Source organism: Rhodospirillales bacterium, from assembly GCA_018666775.1.
Taxonomy (GTDB): Bacteria; Pseudomonadota; Alphaproteobacteria; order SMXQ01; family SMXQ01; genus JABIXC01.
In genome coordinates this window covers 1-12,853 of the sequence record JABIXC010000002.1, presented here as the reverse complement: position 1 = coordinate 12,853, position 12,853 = coordinate 1, and the positions used below count along the sequence as shown (strand labels likewise).

The 12,853-nt window shown below is 50.6% G+C and carries 13 protein-coding genes and 1 tRNA gene; 12 read left to right on the top strand and 2 right to left on the bottom strand.

Annotated features, from left to right (window positions below; translation table 11 throughout):
• Nucleotides 1-175: 175 nt before the first annotated feature.
• Entirely contained in the window at nt 176-643 is a 468-nt protein-coding gene (gene ruvX, locus HOJ08_00085; protein ID MBT5671834.1) for a Holliday junction resolvase RuvX, read from the bottom strand.
• A gap of 100 nt (nt 644-743) precedes the next feature.
• Here ruvX and gatC point away from each other — a divergent pair, with 100 nt between their 5' ends.
• The 8 genes from gatC to HOJ08_00045 all read left to right on the top strand — a co-directional run bounded on the left by gatC (nt 744) and on the right by HOJ08_00045 (nt 7,148).
• The gene (gene gatC / locus HOJ08_00080) at nt 744-1,037 is read left to right on the top strand and encodes an Asp-tRNA(Asn)/Glu-tRNA(Gln) amidotransferase subunit GatC (protein MBT5671833.1); all 294 of its coding nucleotides are present in this window, start codon (nt 744-746) and stop codon (nt 1,035-1,037) included.
• Nucleotides 1,037-2,515: an Asp-tRNA(Asn)/Glu-tRNA(Gln) amidotransferase subunit GatA gene (gatA, locus tag HOJ08_00075; GenBank protein ID MBT5671832.1), complete on the top strand. Its 1,479-nt coding sequence runs from the start codon at nt 1,037-1,039 to the stop codon at nt 2,513-2,515. The genes gatC and gatA overlap by 1 nt, the downstream gene beginning before the upstream one ends.
• Complete coding sequence (gene gatB / locus HOJ08_00070; protein ID MBT5671831.1) at nt 2,512-3,963, top strand: Asp-tRNA(Asn)/Glu-tRNA(Gln) amidotransferase subunit GatB; 1,452 nt, start codon at nt 2,512-2,514, stop codon at nt 3,961-3,963. Before gatA ends, gatB begins: the two co-directional genes overlap by 4 nt.
• 31 nt (nt 3,964-3,994) lie before the next feature.
• Entirely contained in the window at nt 3,995-4,306 is a 312-nt protein-coding gene (locus HOJ08_00065; protein ID MBT5671830.1) for a hypothetical protein, read from the top strand.
• Nucleotides 4,307-4,447: 141 nt separating this feature from the next.
• Nucleotides 4,448-5,101: a glutathione S-transferase family protein gene (locus tag HOJ08_00060; protein ID MBT5671829.1), complete on the top strand. Its 654-nt coding sequence runs from the start codon at nt 4,448-4,450 to the stop codon at nt 5,099-5,101.
• 1 nt (nt 5,102) lies between these two features.
• Nucleotides 5,103-5,759, top strand: a complete 657-nt coding sequence (locus HOJ08_00055) for a glutathione S-transferase family protein (protein MBT5671828.1) — start codon at nt 5,103-5,105, stop codon at nt 5,757-5,759.
• Between the two features lie 35 nt (nt 5,760-5,794).
• The gene (locus tag HOJ08_00050) at nt 5,795-6,487 is read left to right on the top strand and encodes a glutathione S-transferase family protein (protein ID MBT5671827.1); all 693 of its coding nucleotides are present in this window, start codon (nt 5,795-5,797) and stop codon (nt 6,485-6,487) included.
• 19 nt (nt 6,488-6,506) lie between these two features.
• Nucleotides 6,507-7,148, top strand: coding sequence for a glutathione S-transferase family protein (locus HOJ08_00045; protein ID MBT5671826.1), 642 nt, complete (start codon nt 6,507-6,509; stop codon nt 7,146-7,148).
• A gap of 130 nt (nt 7,149-7,278) precedes the next feature.
• On the opposite strand, the gene HOJ08_00040 is transcribed toward HOJ08_00045, so the two are convergent.
• The gene (locus HOJ08_00040; GenBank protein MBT5671825.1) at nt 7,279-7,503 is read right to left on the bottom strand and encodes a hypothetical protein; all 225 of its coding nucleotides are present in this window, start codon (nt 7,501-7,503) and stop codon (nt 7,279-7,281) included.
• A gap of 261 nt (nt 7,504-7,764) precedes the next feature.
• On the opposite strand from HOJ08_00040, the gene HOJ08_00035 reads away from it, so the two are divergent.
• The 4 genes from HOJ08_00035 to HOJ08_00020 all read left to right on the top strand — a co-directional run bounded on the left by HOJ08_00035 (nt 7,765) and on the right by HOJ08_00020 (nt 12,438).
• Nucleotides 7,765-8,136 carry a hypothetical protein gene (locus tag HOJ08_00035; GenBank protein MBT5671824.1) on the top strand — a complete coding sequence of 124 codons (372 nt, stop codon included), beginning with the start codon at nt 7,765-7,767 and terminating at the stop codon, nt 8,134-8,136.
• A 120-nt stretch (nt 8,137-8,256) separates the two neighbouring features.
• Nucleotides 8,257-8,348 (top strand) — tRNA-Ser (locus HOJ08_00030).
• Between the two features lie 202 nt (nt 8,349-8,550).
• Nucleotides 8,551-9,819, top strand: a complete 1,269-nt coding sequence (locus HOJ08_00025) for an integrase arm-type DNA-binding domain-containing protein (GenBank protein MBT5671823.1) — start codon at nt 8,551-8,553, stop codon at nt 9,817-9,819.
• Between the two features lie 372 nt (nt 9,820-10,191).
• Nucleotides 10,192-12,438, top strand: coding sequence for a trypsin-like serine protease (locus HOJ08_00020; protein ID MBT5671822.1), 2,247 nt, complete (start codon nt 10,192-10,194; stop codon nt 12,436-12,438).
• The last annotated feature ends 415 nt before the right edge of the window (nt 12,439-12,853 follow it).

Here is a 12,853-nt window from a genome sequence, read left to right as displayed (position 1 = left end):
ACCGCATTTGGTGATGATGTTACCGGCTGGATTGAGCATGGGGATAGGGTGACGCTATTTTGCAGGGATCGCAAGATAAAATTGCGTTAATCGCAATTTATGGTCGAATTTTAGCGAAATAATCTAATTTTATCCACAGGATAGCACTAAAATGTGCATAAAATGCGAATTTCAATCAATTTCTTGCGCCGATATTGTCTAAAAACCCCTGAAGAATAACCGATGCTGCGATTTTATCGATCACGGCCTTGCGTTTCTTTGGTCGAACGTTGGCTTCAATCAGGGCATCTTGGGCAACGGATGAAGAAAGCCGTTCGTCCCAGAATGCCAACGGGATATCGATGCCCTTTAGAAAATCTGATGCGAACTGGCGGGTGGCCTGACACCGCTTGCCTTCGGTGTCATCCATATTGATGGGCAGGCCCAGGACAAGGGCGCCAACGCCTTGGGTTTCAATGATGTCCATAAGGCGGGCAAAATCAGCAAGCTGTTTTGTGCGTTTGATGGTTTCCATGGGCGTTGCGATGCAGTGCCCGACATCAGTTAGGGCAAGGCCGATGGTTTTGGTGCCAAGATCAAGACCCAAAATGCGTTTGCCGGGGGCAAGGCTGTTTATAAGGTCTCTGGGGTTGCAGATGGTCATGGCCGATGATAACTTTCGGGCCGCTTGGGGCCTTAACTTTGGCTTGAATTATGGTCACTTTGGGCCATAAAGCCTTTTCAATATTGGGAACATTTTATAGATGTCGCTGGATAAAGCTACCGTTGCTCGCATTGCATCTCTTGCCCGCATCAAGGTGCCTGAAAATGAACTTGATGGGCTTGCCGGTGAACTCTCGGCCATTTTAGGCTGGATTGAACAGTTGGATGCGGTGGATACGGAAAATGTTGCGCCCATGTCGCAATCTGGCCTCAACGGAACCTTGCTTCGCTGGCGCGAAGACAAGGTGACCGGAACGGATATTCATGAAAAGGTTTTGGCCAACGCGCCCGATGCCAGGGATGGCTTTTTCACCGTGCCCAAGGTGGTGGAATAATGGCTTCTACATTTCCGGGGCTGACCATTGCCGATGCCAGAGATGGTCTTGAGACGGGAAAATTCTCGGCCCATGAATTGGCAGGGGATTACATTTCTGCGATTGAATCAGCGCAAAATCTGAACGCGTATATTACCGAAACACCGGAATCAGCCTTAAGTGCTGCGAAACAATCTGATCAGCGCATTAAAGATGGCACTGCGCGCCCCCTGGAAGGCATTCCCCTTGGCATCAAGGATTTGTTTTGTACCGATGGGGTGCAAACCACGGCGGCATCGCGCATTCTTGAAGGCTTTACGCCACCGTATGAATCTTTTGTTACCCAAAATTTATGGGACGCAGGGGCGGTCATGCTGGGCAAGACCAATCTGGATGAATTTGCCATGGGGTCCTCAAACGGCACCAGTTATTTTGGGGCCGTGGAAAATCCGTGGCATCGCAATAATGATGACAGCGCTTTGGTTCCGGGTGGGTCCAGTGGCGGGTCTGCCACCGCCGTTGCCGCCGGGCTATGCACTGCAGCGACGGGGACCGATACCGGCGGCTCCATCCGCCAGCCAGCGTCTTTTTGTGGGGTGGTTGGGATGAAACCCACCTATGGGCGCTGTTCGCGTTGGGGGGTGGTGGCATTTGCATCATCGCTGGATCAGGCCGGACCCATTACCCGAACGGTACGCGATTCGGCTATTTTGTTGCGCCATATGGCAGGTTTTGACCCCAGAGATTCTACGTCCGTTGATTGCCCCGTTCCCGATTATGAAGCCGCCCTTTCAAAGCCCCTGAAAGGCCTGAAGGTTGGCATCCCGAAAGAATATCGCCTTGATGGCATGGATGAACAGGTTTCCAAGCTCTGGGATCAAGGGGTTGAATGGTTGGTTGATGCAGGCATGGAACCAGTGGAAATCAGCCTTCCCAATACCGCCCATGCCTTGCCGGTTTATTACATTCTGGCCCCGGCAGAGGCATCGTCAAATCTGGCGCGCTATGATGGGGTTCGCTATGGCAATCGCGCAGACTTCGACGGTGATCTCGACGACATGTATGAAGCCACCCGCGCCGAAGGCTTTGGCGACGAGGTCCGGCGGCGCATTTTAATCGGTACCTATGTATTATCGGCCGGGTATTACGATGCTTATTATTTAAAGGCCCAAAAGGTCCGCACCCTGATTGCCCAGGATTTTGCCGAAGCCTATAAAAAGGTGGATGTGATCCTGACCCCGACCACACCGGGGGCGGCCTTTGCCATTGGTGAAAAACAAGACGATCCCATCGCCATGTATTTAAATGATGTCTTCACAGTGCCTGCATCGCTCGCTGGTATTCCCGGCATTTCCGTGCCGGCCGGTTTGGATAACGATGGGCTTCCCCTTGGGTTACAGATTTTGGGCCAAAGCTTTGATGAGGAAACGGTTTTCAATGTGGGTGCCGCGATCGAGGCCCGCGCTGGATTTTCCTGTAACCCCGGAGGTTCCAAATGAGCTTGCTTCAAGGCAATACCGGTGAATGGGAAATGGTCATCGGGCTGGAGGTTCACGCCCAGGTGATTTCCAATGCAAAATTGTTTTCAGGTGCTGCCACCACCTTTGGTGCGGCACCGAATTCTCAGGTGTCTTTGGTGGATGCGGCCATGCCCGGCATGTTGCCGGTGATCAATGGGGTCTGTGTGGAACAGGCCGTGCGCACGGGGCTTGGCCTGGGGGCAAAGATCAATCTGGTGTCCGTGTTTGATCGCAAAAATTATTTTTATCCAGACCTTCCCCAAGGCTATCAAATTTCTCAATTCACCCAGCCCGTGGTGGGCGAAGGCGTGATGGTTCTGGATATGGAAGATGGCAGCCAACGAAACATTGGCATCACGCGCCTGCATCTGGAACAGGATGCTGGTAAATCCATCCATGATCAGGACCCCAAGGCAACCTATGTGGATTTGAACCGTTGTGGCGTCGCGTTGATGGAAATTGTGTCTGAACCAGACATTCGCTCCCCTGAAGAAGCCTGCGCATACCTGACCAAGCTGCGTTCCATTGTCCGCTATCTGGGCACCTGCGATGGCAATATGGAAGAAGGCTCTATGCGCGCCGATGTGAACGTCTCTGTGCGTCGCCCGGGTGAAGCATTGGGTACCCGCGCTGAGGTCAAGAACGTCAATTCCATCCGCTTTGTCCACCAAGCCATTGAATTTGAAGCCGCCCGCCAGATCGAGTTGATCGAAGATGGCGGCGAAGTGGCTCAGGAAACCCGCCTGTTTGACTCGGTCAAATGCGAAACCCGGTCCATGCGGTCCAAGGAAGAGGCGCATGATTATCGCTATTTTCCAGATCCGGATTTGTTGCCGCTGGTGCTTGATGCGGCATGGGTGGAAAAACTGAAAGCAGACCTGCCAGAACTGCCCGATGAAAAATGTGCACGCTTCATTGCTGATTACGGTTTGTCTGCTTATGACGCAGGCATTTTGGTGGCAGAACGTGAAACGGCCGAATATTTTGAAACTGCAGCATCAGGGCGCGATGGTAAAATTGCCGCAAACTGGATCGGCGGAGAACTGTTTCGGGTGCTCAATGATCAAGGCCTTGATATCGGAGACAGCCCTGTGAGCGCAGATGCGCTTGGGGGACTTTTGGATCTTATATCTGATGGCACGCTTTCCAACCGATTGGCCAAGGATGTGTTCGAAGAAATGGTTGCATCGGGCAAAGGTGCGGCCATCGTCGTTGAAGAAAAAGGCCTTAAACAAATCACCGATACCGGTGCCATTGAAGCCGAAGTGGACAAGGTGATTGCATCGGCACCGGAACAGGTGGAACAATTCAAATCCGGCAATGAAAAAGTGATCGGATGGTTTGTGGGCAAGATTATGCAGGCCACCAAAGGCAAGGCCAACCCCGGTGCGGTTAACGAGATTTTGCGTAAAAAACTTTCAGACTAGAATTCGATCACATAACACATGAGGTGCGGAAATGGGCTTCAGGTTTGGGTTATCGCTTCTTTTCTTTGTGTCGGTATTTGCTGGCTCGGTTCGCGCCGATGCCATTGACGGGCAGTGGTGCTTTACCGATGGGCGCAAGGTTTCCATTTCGGGGGATATGATTACCATGCCCAATGGCCATCTGATCAAGGGTGAAAACGGCCATCATGCTTTTACCTATCTGCCTCCCGGTTCCACCAACCCCGTGGTTCTAGACCAACTAGACGAAGAGACCATGGAACGCCACCACGGCACCGCCTCCGTAGAAACCTGGAAACGCCGCTGCGAACTGCACACCAGCTAGGCTGAGCCCAGATAACAATGCCGTGATCAGTGGGAAATATCGCCTACTTGCGCTTTCCGCGTGCGGGAGGCCGTGGTAGAAAACATGTCAGTGCCTCACAATTATATAACAACAGGGGGCAAAAACGGGGCAGGGCATCGCATGATTGAGGTTCATTCATGGACGACGGGCAACGCGCGCAAGGTCTATATTATGTTGGAGGAATGCGGGCTTGAATTCCGCATCAATCCCATCGTGCTTGCCAGGGGCGAACAATTCAGCCCGGAATTTTTGGCCATTTCCCCCAACAACAAAATCCCTGCCATCATTGATCTGGATGGCCCCGGTGGGCAGCCGTATTCAGTGTTCGAATCGGGTGCGATTTTGATGTATCTCGCCCATAAGACTGGCAAGTTTTTATCCGATGATCCCCGCCAGCGCTCCATTACCATTCAATGGTTGATGTTCCAGATGGGGGACCTTGGCCCCATGTTTGGCCAGGCCGGCCATTTTGTTTCCCGCCGTGATCAGCCCGGCATGAAAGCGGGGTTTGATCATTATGTCGAAGATGCAAAGCGGTTGATGGGCGTGCTGGAGTTGCGGCTTGCAGACAATGATTTTGTCGCGGGCAAGGATTTCTCCATTGCCGACATTGCGATTTTCCCGTGGTGCCAGCAGCCGGAAAAACGGAATTTGGACTTTGCTGATTATCCCAATTTCAAGCGCTGGTTCGATCAAATGGCTGAGCGCCCATCGGTTATCCGGGCCGCAGAGATTTGCGAAGACGTGCGTGAATCTGTTGGGATGGAGCGGTAGCATGATTGATTTTTATTGCTGGTCCAGTGGCAACAACCGCAAGATTTTCATGATGCTGGAGGAAACGGGGCTGGCCTATACCCAGCACGTGGTGAATTTGCGAAAGAAAGAACAGCTGGCGCCTGAATTTCTGGCCATTAACCCCAATAACAAGGTGCCCGCCATCGTCGATTCTGATGGCCCCGGTGGACAACCGATAACGGTATTCGAATCCGGGGCTATTCTGATTTATCTTGCTGAAAAAACCGGGCAATTCCGGCCCGATGATGAACGGAGCTGGTTTGATGTTCTGCAATGGCTGATGTTCCAGATGGGCGCGCCGGGGGCGTTGTTCACAGAAGCCCATTATTTTTATACCCGCGCGCTCTCGGGCGAGCCCGACATGGCATACCCAAGAGAGCGATATGTAAAGGAAGCCCATCGATTGCTGGGCGTGATCAATTCCCGTCTTGGCAAATCTGAATATATTGCGGGCGATACGTATTCCATCGCCGATATGGGCCTGATGCCCCATTGTTGCTCTATTGATCGGTTCGGGGCGGACCTAGAGCCGTATCCCAACATTGCGCGCTGGGTTGCCCTGGTGGGCGAACGCCCGGTGACAAAACGGGTCGATGACATAATCTCTAAAATCCGCATTGATGCGGGTACGGCATAAATTTTTAAGACGCCCTAACAAGAAAAGGCAACACCATGATTGATCTTTATTCCTGGACAACGCCCAACGGGCGCAAGGTTCATATTATGCTTCAGGAAACGGGGCTGGAATTCAATGCGCACCCCATCGATATCCGGGCGGGGGATCAATTCAAGCCGGAATTTCTGGAAGTCAGCATCAATAATAAAATTCCAGCCATCATTGATCATGATGGCCCCGATGGAAAACCGATGAGTTTGTTCGAATCCGGGGCCATTTTGTTTTATCTGGCGGAAAAAACGGGTCAGTTTTTGCCAACATCGGGTGAGGCCCGGGCGCGGGTTATGGAATGGTTGATGTTCCAGATGGGGGGTGTTGGGCCAATGTTTGGCCAGGCCAATCATTTTATTGTTTATGCCAAAGACCCCATTCCCTACGCCCAGGATCGGTATCGCAACGAAGTCCGTCGTCTTTACGGGGTGATGGAAAAGCGTTTGGCCGAAAATGAATATATTGCAGGCAAGGATTATTCCATTGCCGATATGGCCATTTATCCGTGGTGCCGTAATCCGGAACGCCGTGGCGTGCCCCATGAAGATTTCCCCAACGTCTTGCGCTGGTTTAACCAAATCGATTCCCGCCCACAGGTAATTGAGGGCAACAAGATTCTGGAAGGCATCCCCCGCGCAGAGATGGATGATAAGGCCTGGGAATTTATGTTTGGCAAAACCCAGTACGACAAACACTAATCCGTTCGGGGGCAGGGATATGATCACCCTTTACAGCAAGGCGACATCGAATGGTCGCAAGGCTTCCATCATGCTCGAAGAAACCGGGCTGCCTTATACGGTCCGGTCCATGGACCTTCAAAAGAAGGAACAGAAGGAAGCGTGGTTCAAAGCCATTAATCCCAACGGGCGCATCCCGGCAATTGTCGATGATGATGGGCCCGACGGTGAAACGGTTTCGGTGTTTGAATCCGGCGCCATTCTTATCTATCTGGCAGAGAAATCGGGAAAGTTTTTGCCCCCATCGGGTGCGGCCCGGGCGACAGTCATGGAATGGCTGTTTTATGCTTCAACGCATTTGACCTTTTCTGCCATGCAGGTTCACTGGCTGATCCGGTTGCGCGACAAGGGCGATCCCCATCATTTTCTTGATCTGTGGAAAGAAGAAAACAACCGCATCTATGCGGCTTTTGAAAAAGGCCTTAACGATGGCCGGACCTACCTTGCAGGCGATGATTATTCCATCGCCGATATTGCCGCCTGGCCCTGGATTCACCGTTGGCAGATGCAGGAAATTGATCTGGCGGGTTTTCCCAGGCTTAAAACCTGGTTTGATCACATCGCGACGCGCCCGGCCGTGCAAACAGGCCTGCAAATCCCACCCAGAGATGACGGTCTTTGATCTCATAAAAAAAGACGCCATAAGGGCGCCTTAAATAAAGTGAGAGGGAACCGCGGTCAGGGGGGGGGGGTGCCACGGTTCCCTCTCTTAGAACCCGGCGCTGCAACCGGGATTTCGATAACTGGGACTGTTATATTGCCCGGGCGCGTGCCTCAGGTGGAATTCGACGATCAATGGGAATAATTTCGGCATTTTGAGCAGCTTTGGATTTTCCAAAAAGCTCGAGAATTTCTCTCCGGCACTGTTCAAGCTTTTTGACTTCGCGGGCATCCTCGCGGTCATAGACCTGAATGCAACTCAGCTTTATTTCCACCAAGTCCAAAAGCGCTTCTGCTGATTTTTTTGAAAGTGCCATTTGTATTCTCCCCGATTTGAATAACCTCTTTGCGACAGATACAGTCTCCTATGGATGTAATTAAAAAGTTGTAAACATTTTAGCAAAATTATACCTAAAGTGATAGTTTTTTTGGCCGATGGCTAATTTGTGTGGTTTTTAGGGAAAATTAACAACGATAGGCCACCATTGGTGGTCTAAAATGACCAACGCCCGCTGGGGCTCTGGTTATAGGGATGATTGCGTGACTGGTCTGGCGCCTTGGCTGGCTGGTAATGGACAATGAAAGGCAAGACGATGGAGGGTGCCCAGATGCAAGAAAGCGTTTCAGTGGATCATGAACTGGGAAAGCCCCCGTTTGACCGCAGATTGTCTGATAAAATTTTAGCGGCATTCAATCATGCCTATGCTTCCGGTGCCCATCAGGTGGCCGTGCGGCTGAAAACGCTTCTTGTTGAAGTGGATGATAAGGAACGGGTTGACCATGAACGCCGGGCGGCCAGTGCCGTGTCCCAGGCAGAACTCTGGATTGCCTTTGTAGAGGCCAGAGACGCCTATAACGGCCTGATGGAAAAAGATACGGCTTCAGAAAACGCGTTGGAAACGGCGCTGGAAGCCATGAAAACCGGCTATCAGGCCTGGTCTAAATCCTGATCCATATCTTGATCCGGTGCCCGGTTTTGGCTCTGGATGCATTCTTATTGATACGGCTTCGTTGACAGCCATCCCCCCCCCATTTAGAACCATGTTCCCGGCACCGCTTTGGTGCTTTGCGGAGGGGTGGCCGAGTGGCTGAAGGCGCTGGTTTGCTAAATCAGTATACGGGGTAACCCGTATCGAGGGTTCGAATCCCTCTCCCTCCGCCATTACACTGTCCGCCACCATTCATGAGCATCCACAAAAACCCCAGTTACATTGTGGTTTCTGTTATTTTCTGTCCGTATTTGTCCGTTGCAGACCTTTGGTATCCGGGATAAGGTGGTACCCTGAATGGTGCCTTGCTATACAAATTTACTTATTAGTGCATCAATGGTGTGTTCTCGCAGGACTGGCAGGGAGAAAAAGCTAATGGCCGATAAATGGACCGATAGAACAGTTCAGGCAATTGATAAGCTTGGAATGCATCGCGACCCTCAATCTGCAGCGAAAATTGAAAAAGGCGCTCTGTATCTCGGTGTAAAGGAGGGTGGTGCAAGATCTTGGTACTACCGCTATCAGCTCAATAGGAAACGGAGAAAGATGGGTCTTGGTCGTTATCCGGCTGTGGGGCTATCTGAGGCGCGTAACCGGGCTAGGCAGGCAGCCGCAAGGGTGAGGGAAGGTATCGACCCTATTGATTCCCGGCGGGCCAATATGGCTAAGACGAAAATGGATGCCTTAAGTGCCGAGACTTTCAAAAGTGTAGCCGAGGCCTTTCTTAAAAGAAAACAGGCGGGGTGGAAAAATCCCAAGCATCGTCAGCAATGGGAAAACACTCTCAAGACCTATGCCTATCCCACCATAGGGGATTTGCCTGTTCAATTGATTGATACAAATCATATCCTCATTGTGCTGGACCCTATATGGACTACTAAAACGGAAACAGCAGTCAGGGTTCGCCAGCGCATCCAGGCGGTTCTAGATGCTGCCAAGTCTAGGGGGCTTAGGGAGGGCGACAACCCTGCCGAATGGCGAGGTAACCTTGAGCACCATTTAGCGAAGCCTAGTGACGTCCGGGAGGTGAGACACCACCCCGCATTGCCCTATGATCTAATGAATGAATTCATGGAGGCCCTCCGTCAACGCAAAGGCGTAGCCGCAAAGGCCCTTGAATATACAATCCTGACCGCAAGTCGTGTAGGGACGGTCTTTAAGGCACAATGGAGTGAGATAGATATCGAGAAACGGGTATGGACCTGTCCCGCAGATCATATGAAGCGTAAGAAGGAGCACCGTGTCCCTTTGAACGATGATGCCGTTTCTGTGCTCTTGGCTATGAAGGAATTTAGGGAGTCAGATTTTATATTCCCCTCAATTGGTACAAAGAGGGGGCTATCCAATGGGGCTATGGATAGTGTCCTAGACCGCATGAGGCTCAAGCGAGATTGGCCTGAAATGTCAGCACACGGTTTTCGCTCAACCTTTACGAACTGGGCCCAGGACAAGGCACCATTTCCTCTGACCGTTGCTGAAGCAGCTCTGCACCATATAGTTGGTGATAAGGTGACGCAGGCTTATGCACGATCTGATGTTTTTGATAAGCGGGGGCGGTTGATGGGAATGTGGGCTGATTTTTGCTCGAGACCTTTCAGTGATGAAACTGCCGAAGTTATCTCGCTCCACGGAGACCAATCGTGATGGCAGTAAATTTTAGGCCTCTATGATAGTCATAAAACGCTCTCATCGTCCGAGGCAGCTTACCTTTGGGTCGAAGACACCTGTTGCCAGTCTAGGTACGTGTTGCCTGCACGTAAGACACTGAAATCAAACCTGTTTTGCGACCTGGCGTTCTTCTATTTTAAGGCCAAATTATATTTATATATCAATAGGCTATAGGCCGCACCCCTGTACCGTTTCTGCAACCTTACCGGTCATGATTATTGACACCAATTATACATGGGCGCATGTTTTGTTAAACAACGCCCTCCCCCAAGGCGGAAACTATTAATAGTTATCACATTTGATATCGTGATCAGTAGAGGAAGGCACTTGATAGGCTGTAGGATCGATATGCGCATAACTGCCAGGATTTTTTTCATCATCACGCTGCTAATCGCTCTGCCTGCAACGGCGCAGGATTTTCAGAAGGGAAAAGTTGCCTATGATCAGGGCGACTACAGTACTGCCTTAAAAGAATGGTCGCATCTTGCCCAGCGGGGAATTCCCTTGGCCCAAAATAACCTAGGCGTGATGTATGAGAATGGTTATGGCGTCCCTCAAGATTATAAAAAGGCCTTTGAATTCTATAGCAAGGCTGCCGTGCAAGGGTTTGGGCTTGCCCAAAATAACCTTGGTGCCATACACCAAGCAGGCCATGGCGTCCCTCAAGATTATAAAAAGGCCATTGCTTGGTTCCGCGAGGCAGCGAAGCAGGGAGAGGCCATTGCCCTTTACAACCTTGGATTTTCCTACGAAAGGGGTTTTGGAGTTCCAAAAGACTATAGAGAAGCGGCAATATGGTACCAAAGTGCAGCTAAAAAGGGATTTTCAAAGGCCCAATACAATTTGGGTGTCTTCTATGCAAGAGGACTTGGTGTTCCACAAGACTATTCTGAAGCTGCGAAGTTTTATAAAAAGGCCGCTGAGCAGGGACTACCGGAAGCCCAATTTAATCTTGGTCTCTTTTACGCTAAAGGACGAGGAGTAGCAGTAGACTTCATAGAATCTGCCAAATTGCTCCGCAAAGCAGCCGCCCAAGGACTAACACAGGCTAAGAAGGTGCTAAAGATTATGATCAGCAAGGGCTTGGTGCCAAAACCGAGCACCGCAGCTTCGCACCCTGAATCACCCCCTTCGGTTAATTCAAAAATTTCGCAAAACCCAGCCCCTTCTTCCTCAACTGAATCAAACTCAGATGCAAAAAAATCTCCACGTAGAACGCCTCGCACTTCCCCGCGAAAAGCCAGAGTGCATTCTGCACTGCCTGAGTGCGATGGCAGTCCCCTCACTGGGCCTGTTTCAGGTTTTGCTTCGTGGGATGGGTGCCAAGGAACAGTGGTTGCGAATTCACCGCCTAAATATGCAGGGGACAAATACGTTGGTGAATTCAGGAATGGAAATTTTAACAGACAGGGCACTTATGTGTGGGCGAATGGCGACGAATACGTCGGTGAATGGAGAAATGGTAAGCCTCGTGGACAGGGCACTATTAACTTTGCCAAGTCTGGCGACAAATACGTCGGTGAATGGAGAAATGGCAAGAAGCACGGACAGGGCACCTTTTACTTTGCCAAGTCTGGTAATAAATACGTTGGTGAATTCAGAAATAGAAAGAAGCACGGACAGGGCACATATACCTACGCCAAGTCTGGCGACACACACGCTGGTGAATATAAAAATGGTAAGAAGCACGGACAGGGCACATATACCTACGCCAAGTCTGGCGACAAATACGTCGGTGAATACAGGAATGGCAAGAGGCACGGACCGGGCACCTATAAGTTTGCCAATGGACGTGTGACAGAGGGCATGTGGAAAAATGGAAAGTTCGAATATTCTAAGAAAGTGACCCCATCTGTAACTGCTAGGAAACGTTCACGCCGTACGCCCAAAAGGAAATTAGACCCTAATAAAATTATTCGAGCATCCTCTGGAAGCGGATTTGCCGTTTCCAATGACGGGCATGTCATCACTAACGACCATGTTATCAAAGGGTGTAAACACATCAAAATACATCACCAAGGCAAGTCTATTGCGGCGACTGTGATTACTTTTGATCCAAGGAATGATCTTGCTCTTCTGAAAGGAAATTTTCATCCTTCCACAGTCTTCCCATTGAGCAATGACAAGCCAGAACTTCTTCAGGACGTTTATGTCGCTGGCTATCCCTTTGGCCGCAAAGTGAGTACATCGATTAAGGTCACCAAGGGCATTATCAGTTCCCTTACCGGTATTGGGAATAACTTCTCTAACATCCAGATTGATGCTGCTCTGCAACCTGGCAACAGTGGTGGTCCAATACTCGACGATAAGGGCAATGTGGTCGGTGTTGCCGTCGCAAGATTGGATAAAATGAAGGTACTGAAGAAATTTGGATCACTACCCGAAAATACCAACTTCGGTATCAAAACGAGTGTCGTGAGAAATATTTTAGAGAGCAGTAATGTATCTTTACCCCGTCCAAACACACGGTCCATTTCAAAATCCAAGCTAGGAAAAATAATTTCTAATGGGACATACTATTTGTCGTGTTGGATGACGGTGGCACAGATTCAGAAGATGAAGTCCAAGAAGGTTATGTTCAATAATCTGGACTAACAATGGCCCCTTGCAGAGCCTCCTTTCTCTCATCCTTGATAAAATTCCTAATACTCGCTGCCTCCAACATCTCCCTTGTGGGTTTCTTGGCCCCTGATGGTTGGACGGCACCCGCTGCACACCTCGCCTTCCTATTTAGGTCCTGGGATACGCCAGCGCGTTTTCCCTTGATGTATGTCTGTTCCGCTTTCGTGCAGCCAAGGAAGTGACGGGTATCAGGATCTGCGCCTTTCAGGATGTATCGCACCCGGTTGCGCATGTGGTCGAAGGAGCGCCCGATCTTGCGGTGTGTTTGTCCGTCGTCATATAAAATGGAACATCTGGCGGCCTGATCTAAGAGAGGGTCTGGCCCATCTGGTTGATCATATTAAGCGGCGTATTTGCGGTATTGCAAGCGCCGGGTTTCCATGGTTTT